Origin of the sequence: Coraliomargarita parva (genome assembly GCF_027257905.1) — a bacterium.
Classification (GTDB): Bacteria; Verrucomicrobiota; Verrucomicrobiia; order Opitutales; family Coraliomargaritaceae; genus Coraliomargarita_A; species Coraliomargarita_A parva.
Genome location: NZ_JAPZEI010000010.1, coordinates 114,377 through 132,358, shown reverse-complemented (window position 1 = coordinate 132,358; position 17,982 = coordinate 114,377). Strand labels below are relative to the sequence as shown.

Annotated in this window: 18 protein-coding genes; 5 read left to right on the top strand and 13 right to left on the bottom strand. The window is 54.4% G+C overall.

Annotated features, from left to right (window positions below; genetic code table 11):
* Nucleotides 1–94: 94 nt before the first annotated feature.
* From ychF to O2597_RS14890, 5 genes are all read left to right on the top strand, one after another.
* Nucleotides 95–1,198, top strand: coding sequence for a redox-regulated ATPase YchF (gene ychF / locus O2597_RS14910; protein WP_269526091.1), 1,104 nt, complete (start codon nucleotides 95–97; stop codon nucleotides 1,196–1,198).
* Between the two features lie 84 nt (nucleotides 1,199–1,282).
* Nucleotides 1,283–1,900, top strand: a complete 618-nt coding sequence (locus O2597_RS14905) for a hypothetical protein (protein ID WP_269526090.1) — start codon at nucleotides 1,283–1,285, stop codon at nucleotides 1,898–1,900.
* A 3-nt stretch (nucleotides 1,901–1,903) separates the two neighbouring features.
* Entirely contained in the window at nucleotides 1,904–3,070 is a 1,167-nt protein-coding gene (locus tag O2597_RS14900; protein WP_269526088.1) for a cytochrome c biogenesis ResB family protein, read from the top strand.
* Nucleotides 3,071–3,101: 31 nt separating this feature from the next.
* Complete coding sequence (locus O2597_RS14895) at nucleotides 3,102–3,488, top strand: GxxExxY protein (RefSeq protein ID WP_269526086.1); 387 nt, start codon at nucleotides 3,102–3,104, stop codon at nucleotides 3,486–3,488.
* Between the two features lie 43 nt (nucleotides 3,489–3,531).
* Nucleotides 3,532–5,460 (top strand): cytochrome c biogenesis protein, encoded by a 1,929-nt coding sequence (locus tag O2597_RS14890; protein WP_269526085.1) that lies wholly within the window; start codon nucleotides 3,532–3,534, stop codon nucleotides 5,458–5,460.
* Here O2597_RS14890 and O2597_RS14885 read toward each other — a convergent pair.
* The 13 genes from O2597_RS14885 to O2597_RS14825 all read right to left on the bottom strand — a co-directional run bounded on the left by O2597_RS14885 (nucleotide 5,441) and on the right by O2597_RS14825 (nucleotide 17,840).
* A complete protein-coding gene (locus O2597_RS14885) occupies nucleotides 5,441–6,382 on the bottom strand; it encodes a PEP-CTERM sorting domain-containing protein (protein ID WP_269526084.1) in 942 nt (313 codons plus the stop codon). The two genes, O2597_RS14890 and O2597_RS14885, sit on opposite strands and share 20 nt — an antisense overlap.
* Before the next feature lie 40 nt (nucleotides 6,383–6,422).
* A complete protein-coding gene (locus O2597_RS14880) occupies nucleotides 6,423–7,187 on the bottom strand; it encodes a hypothetical protein (protein ID WP_269526083.1) in 765 nt (254 codons plus the stop codon).
* A 417-nt stretch (nucleotides 7,188–7,604) separates the two neighbouring features.
* On the bottom strand, nucleotides 7,605–8,522 hold the full coding sequence (locus tag O2597_RS14875) for a tyrosine recombinase XerC (RefSeq protein WP_269526082.1): 918 nt from the start codon (nucleotides 8,520–8,522) through the stop codon (nucleotides 7,605–7,607).
* 14 nt (nucleotides 8,523–8,536) lie between these two features.
* The gene (locus tag O2597_RS14870; protein ID WP_269526080.1) at nucleotides 8,537–9,325 is read right to left on the bottom strand and encodes a ParA family protein; all 789 of its coding nucleotides are present in this window, start codon (nucleotides 9,323–9,325) and stop codon (nucleotides 8,537–8,539) included.
* Between the two features lie 133 nt (nucleotides 9,326–9,458).
* Nucleotides 9,459–10,829 carry an AAA family ATPase gene (locus tag O2597_RS14865; protein ID WP_269526079.1) on the bottom strand — a complete coding sequence of 457 codons (1,371 nt, stop codon included), beginning with the start codon at nucleotides 10,827–10,829 and terminating at the stop codon, nucleotides 9,459–9,461.
* Nucleotides 10,826–11,248, bottom strand: coding sequence for an adenosylmethionine decarboxylase (speD, locus tag O2597_RS14860; RefSeq protein WP_269526077.1), 423 nt, complete (start codon nucleotides 11,246–11,248; stop codon nucleotides 10,826–10,828). The genes O2597_RS14865 and speD overlap by 4 nt, the downstream gene beginning before the upstream one ends.
* Nucleotides 11,241–11,939 (bottom strand): PspA/IM30 family protein, encoded by a 699-nt coding sequence (locus tag O2597_RS14855; RefSeq protein WP_269526075.1) that lies wholly within the window; start codon nucleotides 11,937–11,939, stop codon nucleotides 11,241–11,243. Before O2597_RS14855 ends, speD begins: the two co-directional genes overlap by 8 nt.
* Before the next feature lie 24 nt (nucleotides 11,940–11,963).
* Complete coding sequence (locus O2597_RS14850) at nucleotides 11,964–12,377, bottom strand: hypothetical protein (protein ID WP_269526073.1); 414 nt, start codon at nucleotides 12,375–12,377, stop codon at nucleotides 11,964–11,966.
* Nucleotides 12,374–13,459, bottom strand: coding sequence for an ion channel (locus O2597_RS14845; protein ID WP_269526071.1), 1,086 nt, complete (start codon nucleotides 13,457–13,459; stop codon nucleotides 12,374–12,376). Before O2597_RS14845 ends, O2597_RS14850 begins: the two co-directional genes overlap by 4 nt.
* Complete coding sequence (locus O2597_RS14840) at nucleotides 13,459–14,223, bottom strand: hypothetical protein (protein WP_269526069.1); 765 nt, start codon at nucleotides 14,221–14,223, stop codon at nucleotides 13,459–13,461. The genes O2597_RS14845 and O2597_RS14840 overlap by 1 nt, the downstream gene beginning before the upstream one ends.
* A 3-nt stretch (nucleotides 14,224–14,226) precedes the next feature.
* Nucleotides 14,227–15,144, bottom strand: a complete 918-nt coding sequence (locus O2597_RS14835; RefSeq protein WP_269526067.1) for a DUF350 domain-containing protein — start codon at nucleotides 15,142–15,144, stop codon at nucleotides 14,227–14,229.
* A 24-nt stretch (nucleotides 15,145–15,168) separates the two neighbouring features.
* Entirely contained in the window at nucleotides 15,169–16,143 is a 975-nt protein-coding gene (locus tag O2597_RS14830; protein ID WP_269526065.1) for a hypothetical protein, read from the bottom strand.
* Complete coding sequence (locus tag O2597_RS14825; RefSeq protein WP_269526063.1) at nucleotides 16,140–17,840, bottom strand: polyamine aminopropyltransferase; 1,701 nt, start codon at nucleotides 17,838–17,840, stop codon at nucleotides 16,140–16,142. The genes O2597_RS14830 and O2597_RS14825 overlap by 4 nt, the downstream gene beginning before the upstream one ends.
* Nucleotides 17,841–17,982 lie beyond the last annotated feature (142 nt).

Sequence of the window (17,982 nt, the reverse complement as noted above, 5' to 3'; positions counted from 1 at the left end):
AATGCATGGAATAAGCAAAACTTAGCAAGGCCGCCCGAAAGAGGACTTGCATTTAGCATTGCACAGGCGGGGACGGACTTCATTTTTGCCGGCTATGCTACAAGCTGGTATCGTAGGACTCCCCAATGTGGGCAAAAGCACACTCTTCAACGCACTGACTCGCACCCGCAAGGCCGAGTCGGCCAACTATCCGTTTTGCACGATCGACCCGAACGTCGGTGTGGTGCAGGTGCCGGATGAGCGCCTGGAGCCGCTGCGCGCGATTTCCAAGACCCACAAGGTCATTCCGGCAGCGATCGAGTTCGTCGACATCGCCGGTCTCGTCGCAGGAGCCAGTAAGGGAGAAGGCTTGGGCAACAAGTTCCTCGCCAATATCCGGGAAGTCGACGCCATCGTCCACGTCGTCCGCTGCTTCGAGGACGACGACATCATTCACAATATGGGCTCGATCGACCCGCTCCGCGACATCGAAGTGATCAACACCGAACTGATTCTAGCGGACATCAGCTCTCTGGAGAGCCAGAAGGAGAAGCTGGTGAAAAAGGCCCGTGGCGGAGACAAGCAGGCCGCGGAAAACATCACACTGATTGACCGCCTGCTCCCCCACCTGAACGAGAACAGGCCGGCCATCACCCTGGACATGACCGACGATGACCACGTCGTACTCAAGCGCCTCTGCCTGCTTTCGGCCAAGCGCGTGCTGTACGCCTGCAATGTGGCCGAAAACGACCTCGCCGATTCCTCCGGCAATCCCTACGTGGCCAAGGTGGAAAGCTATGCGAAAGAGCACCACGGCGCCGGCATCTGTGTGATTTCCGCCGCAGTGGAAGCCGAGCTGATCGATTTTGATGACGCCGAAGCCGCCGAATACCTGGAATCCCTCGGCGTGAAGGACTCCGGGGTCTCCCTGCTGATCCGCGCCACCTACGACCTGCTCGGACTGGCCTCCTACTTCACTGCAGGGGAACAGGAAGTCCGTGCCTGGACCTTCCGCAAGGGTATGAAAGCACCGGAATGCGCAGGCGTGATCCACACCGACTTTGAGAAAGGCTTCATCAAGGCAGAAGTTGTCTCTTACGACGACTTGCTCGTGGCGGGAAGCACCTCAGGCGCCCGCGACGCCGGCAAATATCGACTCGAAGGCAAGGACTATGTCTTCAAGGACGGAGATGTCGCCCTCTTCCGATTCAACAACTAGATGAACTTTATTCATGGGTTAAGGTCGCTATAAGGCCTCACTCATGCTACTAAGCTGTTCATCATTTCAACCCTCAATCATACGATGCGCCACCCTCGACCAACCACATACGCCGCATTGCTGCTCGTGCTGGCCTTAAGCGCCTGCGACCGCCCGGAACCGGTCACCTACACGATCCCCAAGGAACAACGAACAGTCGAGATGCCGGCGCCCGCCGCATCCACCCCGGCCGCCCCGTCCGGCATGCAGGTACTGCCCGGCATGGCCGAAGCCTCCGCATCGGCAGGCGAGTTCAAGTATGCGGTCCCGGAGAACTGGGAGGAATTCCCAGCCAGTGGAGTGCGTAAGGCCAACTTCAAAGTGAGCAATGATAATGGCAATGCCGAGGTCACGATCACAAGCTTTCCCGGCGACGTAGGCGGCACCTTGGCAAACGTCAACCGCTGGTGCGGGCAAATCGGCGCCCAGCCGGTCACCGACGCCACCCTGCCCCAGGTCGCGGAACCGGTCCAAATTTCCGGACACGGCGGCTTGCTGGTCCATCTGGAGGGCTCGAACAGCAGCATCCTGGGCGGCATCCTCGGTTTCCATGGCTTTACCTGGTTCTTTAAGATGCAGGGAGACAGCGAGCTCGTTTCCGGTCAACAGGCGGCTATGAAGACCTTCCTCGAATCAGTCGAACTCGAAGACACACAGCACTAAGACATGCCGGCCGCACTTAAATTCCTGGCATCGCTACGCCTGACCGTCGTCCTTCTCGCACTCTCGATGTTGCTGATTTTCTTTGGCACCATCGACCAGGTCGAATACGGAATCTGGCACACACAGAAACTCTACTTCGAAAGTATTCTCGCGATTTGGGCCTACCCGAAAGCCTTTCCCGGCTATGATTACCTGCACTGGCTGCGTATTCCGGTTCCCGGCGGCTACCTGCTCGGAGGGCTCCTGCTGGTCAACCTGGTCGCCGCGCATTTTGTCCGCTACAAGGCCGAGTGGCGAAAGCTCGGGATCGTGCTCATCCATACCGGCTTGGTCCTGCTCCTAGTCAGCGAACTGCTCACAGATGTTTTGGCCGTCGAAAGCCAGATGCCGGTGGACGAAGGAGGCCGAAGCAACTACTCCCAAAGCTTCCGCGAAAACGAGTTGGTCCTGATCGACCGCAGCAATCCCGAACAGGACACGGTCCACAGCATCCCGGTCGAGCTGCTCAAGCCCGGCAAAATCATCAACGTGCCGGATACCCCGCTGCAGATTCGCACAGTCCAATATTTCAAGAACGCCCAGCTCGGCCGCGGAGACGGCACCCAAGCCTCGCCGGCCAACATGGGTGCGGCCGCCCGCATGAATATCGTCGTGCACCCGACCGCGGTCACCTATGCCGAGAATGCCGTGAATACGGCCACCGCCTATATCGAAGTACTGGGACCGGAAGGGTCGCTCGGCATTTGGCTGGTGTCGAATGTGCTGGATGAACGCTTCCCCCCTCAAATCGTACAGGTCGGCGATCAAAGCTGGGAAATGGCGCTGCGCTTCCTGCGCCATTACTATCCCTTCGAGCTGGAGTTGATCGATTTCAAGCACGACAAATATCCGGGCACTGAAATCCCTTTTAACTTCTCCAGCGAGGTCATGGTGCACCACCAGGACAGCAGCAAAAACCAGAAGGCCCTCATCTACATGAACCACCCGCTCCGCTATGAAGGCCTGACCTTCTACCAAGCCTCCTTTGCGAATCAGGACACCACCTCGATCTTTCAAGTCGTCCGTAATCCCGGCTGGCTGCTGCCCTATTTCAGCGTCCTGCTGATGGGAGTCGGCATGCTCGTCCAATTCGGCATGCACTTCTTCAAATTCCTGGGAAAACGCAATTAACCACTACGAAAAACGCTAAAGGACGCGAAAGATGACGACTGAAATACTATACAAAGAGGAAAGCTATCAGATAATCGGAGCCTGCTTTGAGGTGTATAAAGAGAAGAGGAACGGATTTCTAGAAGCGGTCTACCAGGAGTGCCTGGCAATGGAGCTCAAGGACAAGGCCATCCCCTTTGAAGAAAAAACGCGACTTTCCTTATTCTACAAGGGACGTGAGCTAACACAAAAATATGAACCCGACTTTTTCTGCTACGATCAAATCATACTCGAAATCAAAGCCGTAAAATCCATCACAGACGAACACCGATCTCAAGTGATCAACTACCTCAAATCAACGAATCTCAAGCTAGGCCTACTGGTCAATTTTGGCCATCATCCCAAAATTCAATACGAACGCTTCGTCAACGAAAGCTAGGCTTTCGCGTCCTTTCGCGCTTTTCGTAGTAGCAAATCACACTGTGAAAAAACTCATCTACATCATCGTCGCTCTGCTGGTCGCCATGGTGTTTGCCCGGCAATTCAAGCCAGAGCAGTCCGACGAGGGCTTTGACATCCAAAGTTTTGCGGAACTGCCGGTCCAAGTGGGCGGACGCATCAAGCCGCTGGACTCGGCCGCCCGCAACACCCTGCTGGTGCTGGCCGGTCGCCAAAAAGTCCAAACTCCGGAAGGTGACTACCTGAGCCCGATCGTCTGGTTTATGGACCTGACCATGAAGCCGGACCGCGCCGACACCTACCGGGTCTTCAAGATCGAATATCCGGACGACTTGGGCTTCGCCGGGCTCGCCCAGGAAGGCCAGCGCTATTATTCCTTCAACGACCTGCGCCCGTTCTTCGGCGAGATCCAGAAACTGTATTCGAAAATCAACCCCGAACCCAAAAAGCGCAGCGCTTACGAGCAGCAAATTGCGGATTTGAACGACGGCCTGATTCTCTACAACCGGGTCATGCACTCGCTGCACCCCATCGGCGACGCGGAACGCCTCGACAAGCTGGTGGATGAATACAGCAGCTACGTCAGCCTGATCCGCCCGGGGATGGAAGCCCTGCGCAAGCAGCAAGCCAACGAGGAGTATGACGCGGAAGCGCTGCGGGCCTTCATCAACTACGGCGACGATTACCTGCGACTGTCGCAGATCGCCTATTTGCGCGTCGTCCCCCCCCCGCCCCCGGTCGACCCGCTCGAGGACTGGAAAAATGTCGGTCAGGAACTGCTGGATGTCATGCAGGGAGACGGGCTCAGCCCCTATGTCACGAGCTATGCGGCCCTGACCATGTCCTACCGGGCCGGTGATGCGGCGACATTCAACCAGGAAGTCGCCGAAATGAGGGCCCGTTTCGCCGCGGATTTCCCGGGTGACATCGGCCGGGTCCATTATGAGCGACTCTTCAATTTGAGTCAGCCCTTCTACCTGTCCATGCAGCTCTACGTACTGGTCTTCCTGGCCGTCTGTATCTCCTGGCTGCGCTGGCCCGAAGAACTCAGTAAAGCAGCCTTTGCTCTTCTGGTACTGGCATTTCTGATTCATAGCTTCGGCCTCGTCTCCCGAATGTACATCCAGGGCCGGCCGCCGGTCACGAACCTCTATTCTTCCGCTGTCTTTGTCGGATGGGGAGCCGTCTTGCTGGGCACCATCCTGGAGCGCCTGTACCGTAATGGTGTCGGGGCAGCCATGGCTGCCGTTGTCGGCTTCTGCACCCTGATCATCGCCCACCACCTGGCCATGAGCGGCGACACGCTTGAAATGATGCGTGCGGTACTGGATTCCAACTTCTGGCTGGCGACCCATGTCATCGTGATCACCTTCGGCTACTCCGCGATGTTCTTCGCAGGTGCCCTCGCCATCGCATTCGTATTTCTCGGCCTAATTTCCAGAAAATTCTCCAAAGAAGCCGCCCGCAAACTCAGTGGCATGGTCTATGGTATCACTTGCTTTGCCACTCTCTTCAGCCTGGTGGGAACCATCCTCGGCGGCATCTGGGCCGACCAAAGCTGGGGCCGTTTCTGGGGATGGGATCCGAAGGAAAACGGCGCGCTCATGATCGTGCTGATGGGGGCCATCTTCCTCCATGCCCGCTGGGGCGGGATCTGCAAGGAACGCGGCCTGATGGCACTGGCCATCTGCGGCAACATCATCACGGCCTGGTCTTGGTTCGGCACCAACCTCCTCGGGGTCGGGCTCCATTCCTACGGATTCACCGACAGCGGATTCCTCTGGATGATGGCCTTCGTCGCCAGTCAGGTCGCTCTCATCCTACTCGCCAACCTGCCCTGGCAGTACTGGCGGAGCCCCTTCGGCCTCGATAAGAGCCTGAAAGAACGCAAGCGTATCCTCATCGCCGCAAGCGGCTCTGAAAACAGCGCAGCTAGCGACGGCGAAGTTTGACGCACCCCAGAACTGCCAAGCCGAGCAACAAGGCATAGGTCGCCGGTTCCGGGACGGGAGAGGTGCCATCGGCCGTGTATGGATCCGAAGCTGCCCCCAGCTCGACCCATGTTGTGGTATCCTGCTTACTCACCGCACCGCCTTGATTATCATACCCACCCAAATCCTGATTGTAGGCATTCGGTTGAGTGGAAGTCGCAACCAAGAATGTCATCGCGGTCATGAGATCCAAAGTCGGAGGTGTGCCACCAGGATTGGACTCCAGGTACGAATCTTCGGCAGCCAAGATGACGGTCGACATGCTGAGCTTGAAGCTTGCAAAATAATCCAGCCCGTCATTCCCCAGATCTGTGTCCAGAGGAGTGGTCGAATCAGTCGTCGCACTGACAGGTAAGTAGGTAAATATTGAAGAACTCAGGGTATTTTGCCCTCCAACTGTTTGCGCATATGCGGACAACTCGCTGACGCTGGTAGTACTGGGGGAGATATTCAGATCATCACCGGTCGCATAATAGCGAATATTCTGGCTATTAGCTGCGACAAATAGATCCAAAGCGCCTTCGCCACCTATATCGATCCCCACAATCAGGTATTTCGCATAGCCGGGAGTACCTTGATATGTGGTCCCTCCGAATTCACTCAGGCGCACCCGGAAGGCAATTTCATCATCCAGGAGACTCTCGGTTCCCTTATCATCGTAAGCTTTGTAAAAGCCTGCATAAAAGGGGGCACTACCATTGGCACTCCCTACGATATCAGCAGCTCCTTGTCCGGTACCTTGGTCGCCGATGAAATCCGACTGGGCCGGCGAGGAATAGGTAATCGCGCTCCAACCGGACGATCCATCCAGTGAGATTACGGCATAAGTAGTAGAAGAGGATAGCAGTACGGCTATCGCAAGCAGATTGGTAGGGCGTAGCATTCAATCGGTCTAAGCTATTCACCCTATAAGAATCAAGTCATTATTTTCGTGTGCCCATCACCCAGAACAAACAAAAAGCCGCAATCAGCAGGGCAAAATCCTTCGGCTCCGGAAGTGCTCCCTCTGATTCCGGAGAGTAAGGAAGCGAAGAACCGCCCCCCGGGTCCGTCCAAAGGACCGTCGAATTCGGGTCGGTTCCGTCCACCCCGTTAAAGTCATTGTTGATCTGCTGCAGGTTCTGGGAGGTAATCGCCACAAAAGTAATTTCATAGCTCTCGTCAAAATCCCCGCCAATCGCCGCCACCAGATCCGCAAAGGGAACCGAGAAACTGAGTAAATAATCATCTTCACCTTCCCCGTCCACATCGACCGGTTCATCATTACTCAAATCGGAGTCCTGATTGTTAATATTAGCGACACTCTCCCAGCTGAAATTGCTTTCATCCGCCTCATAACCGTAGATTTGAGCGCTGGGGGAGGCCAAGGCGACCTTGGTTTCCGCAGGGGTTGAAGCGACTCCGGTAAACTGGTAGATCCCGATGTCGAATTTCAGGTTACCACCCACGCCGTCAATCTCGACGCCGATATAATAGTCCAAAGACCCATCGCCGTTGATATCCATCCCGATGATCGCGGCTGAATCATAGCCATTCGGATTGCTGTCGGCTCCAAGGCGGATTCGAAAGGCCAAATCCGTGCCATCATAGAGCTTAAATAATGCCGCAATATCCGCATCGCCCACGATGTCCGCTTCGGTACCCGCCCCCGAAGTTTGCTGGTCTCCTGCCGGGTCTGAATCACTCACGTAGAGAATCGGGACCCATTCACTACTGGGACTAGTCAGACTGATGACGGCATCTGCACGCCCTAGAAATACCAAAAAGCAAACGAACGCGCAGAAATACACCCTAACACACATAGGGCAATTACGTAGTTTAAAACTAGGGTATAATCCATACACAGCGGCAGAATCCATGTACCCCACACACTCCACAGGCAATGAAATTTACCATATAGAAACAAGCCTAACTCACCAAATAACAACGACTAATAAGAAATCATGTCGCACCCCTCCAGATTTCCACCCTTCACAAACGACCTGAAACGAGGCCCTAAAGCCAAACTCAAACGCCCGGAAGTACAACGACAAGCACACGCAAATACCCCACAAAAAACAGGGAATACACCCCGCACCCATTCCGATAAAAGCGGACTAAAATTCCTAAGCTCTGGGATGCGCCTGACGGTGCGCCTCCTTCAGTCGCGCAATAGACACATGCGTATAGACCTGAGTGGTCGAAAGGTTTGCGTGCCCCAGCAGCTCCTGAACGGCCCGAAGGTCAGCACCATTGTCCAAGAGATGTGTGGCGTAGGAGTGCCTAAGCTTGTGCGGTGTCATATCGAGCGGCAATTCAGCCGCCGCCAAATGGGTCTTGAGCAGACTCTGCACTTGCCGGGGGCTCATCGGCTTGCCGTTTCGCTGACAGACAACCGGCGCATCCAATCCTGCTTCGAGTTCAAAACGAGACACGAAAGTTTTCAGGCACTGCATCGCCACCGGGCCGAGCGGGCAGAGCCGCTCTTTGCGCCCCTTGCCAAACACGCGCGCAACCCCCTGCCCCGTATCGACATCCTGATGCCGCAAGCCACAGAGCTCGCTCACACGTAAACCACCGCCATAAAGCAACTCCAAGATCAGGGTATCACGAAAAGCATCAAACTCCCCCAGCTTCCCATCCTTCCAAAGCAGGAGTGGTGCATTCAGCAAGCCTCTCATTTGGGACTCGGTCAGGAACTTGGGCAGATTCTTCTGCAACTTCGGAAGGGTCACGCCGGTAAACGGGTTGGTAGCGACCGCCCCTTTCCGACGTAAATACACATAAAAGGCACGCAGACCCGACACATGGTTGTGCAGGGTTCGACGCGACAAGCGGCGCCCCTGCTCCACCAAAAACGAACGGACCTGAACAGGACGAACCGCATCGAAGCGGCCGGACCACTTGCCGGACAGCTGCAGCCATTCGACGAAATTCAGGACCGCCGCACGGTAATTGCGCACAGTATACCCGGACGTTCTGCGCTCCAATGCAAGATATGCGCAGAAAGCCTCGAGTTCAGGAATCTCAGCAGGCTCCGGCATTTTAAAAAGCGCGCTCAGGATGCCCCGAGCGTGAAGCGCTGGATGATCTCGTCAGCCAGGTAGCGATAGGCATTCGCCCCGGAACTGTGGGGGTCGTACTCGAAGATCGACTGCCCAAAGCTAGGAGCCTCGCTCAAACGAATCGAGCGTGGGATCATATTGCGAAAGACCAATTCATCAAAGTGGTTCCGAACTTCCCCGACCACTTGATGGGCAAGATTGGTCCGCTGGTCGAACATTGTCATCAAGATCCCGCCCAGCTCCAGGCCGTCGTTAACACCGGCTTCACGCAGCTTCTCCACGACTTTAAGTATCTGCCCCAAGCCCTCCATTGCCAGATATTCGCATTGCAAGGCAATCAACAGATAATCCGCGGCAGCCAGGCTATTCATCGAAAGCATCCCGAGGGCCGGCGGGCAGTCGAGAATGATGGCATCAAAATCACCCGACTCGCGCAAAGGCTGAAGGCATTCCCGCAACTGGATCAGATAGTTGTCCCGCTGCACGAGCTCGATCTCAATCGCCGCCATATCCACCTCGGAAGGAATGACAAACAGGCAATCGCTAGCCCCCACCGGTTGCACCTTTTCGAGAGCCGAACCCTCGCCGCAAAGCGGGCCGTAGAGGCTGCCGCCTTCGCTCTTTTCCAACCCCAAGCCACTGGTTGCATTGGCCTGTGGATCCAAATCGACCAAAAGGGTACGAATGCCCTGCTCTGCCATGGCATAGCTGAGATTAATCGCGGTGGTCGTTTTCCCAACACCGCCCTTCTGGTTCGCAATCGTAAATACGGTAGCAGACATGCCACCAAGTTGAAGGGTGCCTATCTACTGTCGAGCAGAAAGCTTGGACAAATATGCCCGAACGTCAGTGAACGCATCTCGCTGGTCTGTATCGACCTGTATTAAATCCAAGATCTATAAAATTGAAGAGCCACTATTCCGCTTCCAAGGAGCTTCTCTTGCTTGAACAAGATGCAAAATCTTCGGCCTTGAGTAGCATAAGCTCTTTGCGGAGCAGTTCGTCCTTGCGAAGGGATAAGCGCAATGCCTGATTGCGTATCGCCTGTTCGAAAAGGTTGCGGACATAACGCCCGTTTCCAAAGTGTTGCTCGTCGGATCCCAGAACATCGTCGAATAGCTCGCATGCCTTCTGCTCGGCTTCCTCGCTCAAATGATATTCGTTCTTGTTGCAGAATGACTTGAGGATATCCAGTAGCTCACTGACCGCGTAGTTCGGGAAGTAAACACTTGTGGAAAAGCGTGAACGCAACCCGGGATTGGTTTCGATAAACTCCTCCATTTCCCTAGGGTAGCCGGCAACGATAACGACTAGACGGTCGCGGTAATCTTCTATGCGCTTGACGAGTGTGTCGATCGCCTCTGCACCAAAGTCATTCTCGCCACTTTTACTGACTAGGCTGTAGGCTTCGTCAATAAAGAGGATGCCGTCCAAAGCCTGGCGCACCACCTCGTCGGTCTTTTTTGCGGTATGGCCAACATATTGACCGACGAGTCCCATGCGGTCCGTTTCAACCAGATGGCCTTTCTTCAATATATTCAGTGACCGAAAGACCTTGGCAATGACCCGTGCCACTGTGGTCTTACCTGTGCCGGGGTTACCGGTGAAGACCATGTGCAAGGTTAACGGTGGTTGTTTCAGTTGGTGCTGACGACGTTGGGCCTGTATCTCTAGATAGCGTGTAAGTCGTTCGACTTCGTGTTTGACGTCATCAAGTCCGATAAGCTCATTGAGTTCGGCGAGACATACCTCGACTGACTCATGGACCGTCGTGAAATTTTGGACCGGAATAGGTGCGTTACCCAGCAGGGACGCATCCGTAAAAGCCGGTTGGCGCTTGCATAAGCCCAGCGCTTCGTTGAGCAATGCCTCGCCCTGACCGGGTGCCAAGATGCCTTCCAAGTTCTTGAAGAACAAACGCTCGTCTTGGGACAAGTCGCAGTCATAGGCCGCGAGAACGCCGGCGACCTTGAAGATCAAGAGACCTAGATCCGGATTGTGGCGTGCGGCCACAAAATGCTCAAAATCGTAAGAGGGAAGACTGGTTATACGATCTTTCAGTAACTGCTCGTGCAGATCCGACCAGTTGAGGCAGTCCTTGACAGCTCGGACGAATGCACGCTCGGAGCTGTTGGTGTCACCGTCAATCAGTGCGGTTAGAAACAACGCGAAGCGTAATTCAAAATCGATCTGGAAGCTGGAATATCCACCACAGGACACGGCTTTGTTTTTTAGCGGTTCGTAATCCTTAAGTGCTTGCCCTGCTATGCCGTATGCGTTGCTCACCGCGTATTGTCTTTCGGGTTTATGCCCGCGGGGCGACGTTCAAACTCGCGCGAAGAAACATGCCCGGGCTTGAGCCAGTCAATGAGTCCCTGCTTGATGCGCAGTGCCACCACTCGCTCGCCACAAGTGAAGATGTCGAAGGCCGCATAACCATGTTCCGGCCACGTGTGTACGGTCACGTGGCTCTCTGCGATAACGATTACCCCGCTTACGCCCTGCGGTGCAAATTGGTGGAAGACCGTCTTCACACGAGTTGCGCCACTATCGTCGACGACCTGCTCCATATTTGCCTCCATCATGCGCGGATCAAGCAGCGATTTCGCATCGCACCCGGAGAACTCAAGCAGCAGATGGCACCCCATGGGAGCATGACACTCCATGGGGGCACGGGCTTGCGTGGCTGCGTTGGAATCAAGCATTCTCGGACTGGTTGCCCATCTTGGCCTTCAGCGCCGCAAGCTTGTCGTTGACCTCTGGACTGTTGCCTGAGGAGCCAAGGTTGGCGAATTCATCCTCAAGGCTGTCGGCGGTCATATCTTGAGCCATTTCCTTGGCCGCATCGGCCTCATAAGCCTGGCGTTCAGCCTTTGCCTGCAGGCGTGCCATCAGGTCGTCAGCATTATGCTTCTTTGTGATGCGTGCCTTTGCCTCGTAGATGTCCTTTTTGACGCTGGCGGCTTTGCTCTGCGCGAGGATGAAATCCTTGTTGCGCTTGTATTCGGCCAACTGGTTTTCCATCGAGATAATGTCTTTTTTCAGTTCATCAACCGAATCACGCTGTGACTGCCAGTTCGGCTCGAGAGCTGCGGCCTTTTGCTCATGTTCGGTGGCACGCTGCAGCGCCTTGACTGCGAGGTCTTCGCGGTTGGAGCGCATTGCGGCTTCGGCTTTCTGTTCCCATGCAAACTTGTCTGCCTTTTCCTTTTCGAGCAGGGTCTTGGTTTGGCGCTCCGTGGCGATGCACTCCTGCACGGACTTCTTGGCTTCGCGGATTTGCTTTTCCTTGTCGCGGATGGCCTGATCGAGCATTAGCTCGGGGTTTTCCATCTTGTCGACAACCTTGTTTACGGAAGCTTCTCCGATTTTGAAAATACGCTTAAAGATGCTCATAGTTCTGAATGTTAAGGTTTCTGCTTAGGATTGCAGCGCTTCACCAAGGACTTGTTCCGCGCGGTCAGTGGCGAGTTCCAGGGCGTCAAACACACTGAGGACTTCCTCAGTGCAGAGGTCGACGGTTTCACGGCTTTCCACCAGTACCAGACGGGGGTCTTCCGGGTTCGTATTATTGATACCAAAACTCACGGGCAGGACCTCTGTGTTCATGTCCAGCAGTTTGAAATAAAGCTCCTCCGAAGCGATACCTGAGATGTTCCCTAGGTCGACTTCGAAATAAATTTCCTTCTCCCCCTTCTTGATAAAGACGGGCAGTTCCCCTTCGCGCGTGGCGACGAGAACATCGTTTTCGAGCTCTTTTACCTCTATGTCATGCATGACGAGCAGACGGCTGAGCTCTTCCTGGGTCTGAGTCTTTACAATGATATCTTTCATAGTTTGATTTCTGATAGTTGGGTTTTGAATGAATCGATGCAACTGCGGTTGCGAGCCAGCGCGATGTAACGGTCACCGGGCTCGATCTCTGTAGAGCGGCCGGGGTTGAGCATCACACTGCCCTGACGCACAATGCCGATAATCTGAACATCATCGGAGAACCTCAGCACCTCAATCTGTAGGTCGATGAATTTACCACTGTCGTGCGATGAGTCGATCGTATAGATCTCGCTGCCTTCGGTCGTGGTCAGCAACTGGGAGAAGACATTCTGCGAACCGGGCGTCAACAGCTCCTGCACCAGTAGCCGGTCCGACAACCCATCGGCCATGACCAAGCCGTCGATGCGCGCACGCGTCATCATACGCTCGTTCTTCGGATTGATAACCTCCACGACGGTCCTCAGTTCCTTCCCGGCATCGTCGCCGATCTGCTCGACGATGGAACCCGTGGCATAGGATTCCGCATCGCAGGCTGGATCACATGGATCGCGCGCCAGGATGATTATACCGGACGATTCGATAATATTGGCCTGCAGCATGATGGTTTCCACCACGGGCCGTCCGCGAACAAAATCGATATTCTTCTCGACGAATTCCGACGGGTTTTCCTCCAGATTATCGGCGACAACGACGATTGGCAGTTTCGAGTCGTGGAAACGCAATTCATCGGCAATACGCAGCACCTTGTCTGTGTGTGGACAATTACATATAATAATATGCCCTGTGTGTTTGATTTTCATAAAGCCTTTTCGTTTGCGTGATAGGCGGTCGATCATGCCCTCGGCAACTACACCTAGCAGGTAACCGATGATCCCGATCCCTAGAATGAAACAAGGATAGGATACCAAGAAACGTCCCACCCACGTCGTAGCAAAGAAATCGCCGTAGCCCACGGTTGTCATTGTGACCATGGCCCACCAGAGTGAGTCGACTAGTGTGAGTCCCTCTTGTGCGTTTCTCTCCGCGAAGTAGAACAGCACTCCGAAGGTCACATTCAGTAGCAACGCCACAATAAGGGCGTTTACCAGCTTGAAGGCCAACCGTTCTCGGTTAGCAAACCATCTGCGAAGGAAAAAAATCATCAGATTGCCCAGTCATCTTTTGAGAGCTTGGATTGAAAGTCGGGATCACGGAACTTCGAATAGTCCACCGCATCATCTGCCCCAGAGTTCCATTGGTTGTCGCGCAGGTGCTTGCTGACACCGATTTGCTCCATTACGGTAAGGCCCTGCTCGTAGATGTCTTCGATGACTTCGCCTCCGGAGATGGTTTCGCCCTCGTCCTCGTAAGACAGGTCCTCGACATGTAAGGCGTTGGCACAAATATTTAGGATCGTATCCCATACAGAACCCAACAAGAGGTCGAACTGCCATCCGGTTTCATTGCGGCCGAACCGCTTTTCATTAATGAAGCTCATGAATACGATCTCGACCGCGTTGGCATTCAAATGCTGCGCAATAGCGATGCGCAGATCCTCCCAGCGTTCGTTTTCCAAAAATGCCTGCCACTGTTCTTCGTTGTCGAATTCACCCGCGTTGGAGAATGCGAACTCACCGGCTTCGAGATCTACGGCACAGAACACATCGTAGCAGGTCAGGTATTCGCGATAACGCTTGTTGAAGCGTTCCAGGGTTTCCCTTCCTTTCGCGGAAGCTTCATAGTAGTCGTTGTTGACGATCTTGAGGCAGTCACGCGTGAGCAACCATTCGAGAACAGGCTCCAAGTCTTCTTCGTCGTCTTGGAGGAAGACGGGGAAGTGCTTTTTCTGGTTGATCACATACTCCAGCAGATAGATTCCGGCATACTGCATCCGGCGATTCTCTTCGATCTGGTATTGCCTGCCCATGGTTTAACCGAAGGAAGCGATGATGATGAAAGACACACCGACCATACAGGCGGTTTCGATCAGCGCCACGCCCCAGTTCTGGTCGCGCTGAATTTCTTCATCTACTGCAGACTTCGGCAATACGACCTTGTCGATCACATAACGGCAGGCGAGCAGGAGGAAGGTGCTGATGATAAACCATACGACCAAGCCGGGCAGTGAAGGTGAGTAGCTCAAGTATCCCGCGGTCAGGATGCCGCATGCGGTCAATGCACCTCCGAAGGATATACCGGCGGCGACATTGTCCTTTTCTATTTCTTGGTGGAGATCGTATGGTGTCACAGCTTGGTAAACAAAGCCGAATACAACTAAGCACAATTGCCCGACAAAGAAGTATGCGAGGGTGAGGCCAAGGTCGGTCAGGAAGTTGCCCTGACCTTCGCCCATGACTGACACCTGCACCACGAACGCCGCAGCCAAATAGGAACCAGCCAGAACGGCACCGGTGCCAACATTACGGTCGCTTACCAATTCCTTGCGGACCTCGAATTTGGGAAGCAGCAACTTGTCGTTGATCACGCGGGCGACCAGAAGCAGCCCCACCCCGATGACGCTCCAGATGAATGTCGAGGCAAGGTCCGCCCAGAAGTGATCGCTAAGGTTTACACCATTGACGGTGGAAGATGGTGAAACCAGCACGCCCCATACGATAATGGCCACACTGAGCAGAAAAGCCGAGAAGCTCACGCCGATCGCTTTGTTGTCTTTGGCAGTCAGTTCCTCGTCCAACTGATAAGCCGACAGCATGCTGTTGATGATCTTGGCGATAATGAGAACAGTCAGGGCGATGGCAACGTAGACCACCGCCTGAGAATCAAGAACCTGACGAGCAACACTGACATCGAGCCACTCGGAGGCTGCAAAAACGGGTTGATAAAACATGGTAATCAGTTGAGTCGGGATGAGTTATTTGCCTCCGCCGCTGAAGCTGCCGCTGCGACTTGGACTGCTGCTACGTATGGAAGGGCTCGAGGTTGTTTTGGAGTTTGAAGAACTGTAGGAACTTGTGGTCGCGCTCGAGCTGGACGTAGTCTTGGTGGACTTGCCGAAGCCGCCGCTCTTAATCTGCTTGGAGGGATTTCGCGCCTGGAAGCTTTTTTGCGTCGTGGTCGGGTTCTTCAGCGGGGCCTTGATATTGGTCGCGTTTTTACCCGCGTTGGGCGAAGTCGCCGAGGTCGACAGACTGCTTTGGGAAGTGCGGTTCAATGAACTGCCTGCGGTATAGCTCCTGGTTGTGGATTGGTAGCGGTCATAGGATTGAGTATTCCAACTGCTGTAGGTGTATGGATACCTATTGTACCCGTATGGAGAGTAATAACGGTCGTGATCGCCAAACATCCACCGTAGCATCAGATAATCGCCGATGCCAAAGCTGGAGTGGTAATAATGGTTGTGGCCATAAATATGTGGATTCCCCTGGATCTCGTAAGTACCGGTCGTTTCCGTTTCTTTCGATATGTCGATCGAAGCGATTTCCTGGACTTGTGGGGCGGTCTCCCCCTCCAGTGGGGGCAGCTCCACGAATAGCGAAAGGCCGCGATTACTCTCGGCGCCATATTCCTCGACTTGAATGTAGTCGACTTTCCCGTCCTCATCGAGGTCGAGGTTGTGTAATGCAGGGGAATTGTTGTTGAGGCGCTTCTCAAGGGCACCGGCATCGGCGGTTTCTTGGAGAAGCTGCTCGAGCACGCGCAGATCGAACTGCTCCGAGGCGTCTACCAAGTCTTGGCTTGCAACAATGGTGCGTGTCTCAACGGTTTCACGAACCGGTGTGGAGGTTGTGTAGCTATTGCTGTAATGCCTGCGGCTGCCGCAGTTGCTAAACATACTGGCAACTACAATGAGCGCAAAAACGCAGATAACAATGTTCTGTATTTTCATAGTGTGGTCTCCCATGCCTTCAAATATAATTGATAGATGGTCGATGAGGTCAGGGTGGTGATACCGTCCCGTTCGGCTTGAAGCTGGCCTTTGCCAAAGGTGAACGACGCCTGCATCACCTCGGGTGTGAGATAGCGGGTATGTTCATTTATGGTTTGGGCCTCTTCCACCATGCCGAGGATCGATTTGGTTTCGTAAAGTCTGGCGTTGCCACCAATCCACCAGCCCCATTCTCCAAACGAGGGCACGTTGTCATGGTAAGGAACTGCCGCGAAGCCGGCTGCTTCAAGAGTGCGGCCAATGCACAGAAAAACTTCCTTGGCGTGGATTGGAGATGTTGACTGTTGCGCGAACAATCCGTCCGCAGTCAGTTTCTGTTTCATCGCTTCGTAGAAAGGCAGGCTGTATAGTTTTGCTAGGTCCGGTGAATTCGGATCGGGAAAGTCCATCAGTATCACGTTGAAACGCCCGGGAGCCTGTCGCACAAAATTGGCTGCGTCCAAATTATACACCGACACACTGACCTCCTCGGATACCTCACGGTCATAGCGCAATCCCCGCTTTGTTATGTTCAATGCTGTAGCCAGCGGTTCGCCGATCGCCTGGTTCTTGATGTTGACCACACGTGCATCGAGCAGGCTGCCTGCGTTCAGTTCACGCAAGTAGTCGTTCTCGCAAGCCAACCGGGTCATCGCCGGATCAATGTCCACGAGCACGACCTCTCGCACGTCCGGGTATTTTAATACTTCCCGCAGAGCCAGGCCATCCCCGCCGCCAAGGATGAGCACGCGGTCACGGCGTGGTGCCAGAGTCATCACGGGGTGGACCAGGTTCTCGTGGTAGATGTATTCGTCCACAGAGGAAAACTGGATGTGACCGTTTATGTAGCAATTAACGCGGTCATGCGCTCCCTTGGTCAGCACAATGTGTTGGTATTGCGTCGTGTGCGAAAACACCACCTCATCGCGGTAAAGTGCCTGCTCCGCCGCATTTGCCCACGCCTGGGCCTGGAGCAGCCCGACCAAAGTCGCTGCGATGGACAATGTCAGCATCGCCAGTAAGGGACTGCGCCAGCGTAGCATTGGCCAGAACAGATAAGTGCAAAATGCCGATGTGGCGAATGTGGCGAGTGCAACGAGGAAAGCAATCTGCGTAATCGAGAAGAAGTTGATCAGCACGAACACCCAGACGAGTGCACCGATCAACGCACCGATGTAATCCATCTTGAGCACCCGCGCGATATTGAAGCGCACGTCGATGTCCTTGCCCTCGTTCAGGCGCAGCATCAGCGGAATCTCAAAGCCGATGAGCAAACCGACAAGCGCAGTGAAGCCATACTGGATCAACGCGAAATGGACGGGGTCCCATGCAAACACCCGGATCATCGCGAGTGGCCCGAATGCCCCGGACAACCCGAGAAGCAACTGGCTGCCGATTAGCTTGTCGGCAATGCCCTTTCGGTCGACATGCTTTTGCAAGTCGGCCCCCAGTCCCATAGTGAAGAGCATAATTGCAATGACGATCGCCCATTGACGTACACTGTTGCCTAGCAAATCCGATGCGACCTTGCTGAATGTGTATTCATAGGCGAGTCCGCAAGCTCCCATAGAGAACATAGCCACTCCCAAGCTCCAACCGTAAATACTGCATGGCTTGCCCTGACCAGGCGAGGGGGCAACTTGGGATGAGACATTCACGGTTGGAAGGTATGCTAATGCGACTAACCGTGTAAATTATAAACAGTTTTGCATTTCAACCCACAATCCCCCTTATGTTGCCCATAAATCCTACTTTTCCGTGTCAGGTGATAGATCGTCCTAGTTAGTTTCATGTCAGCAA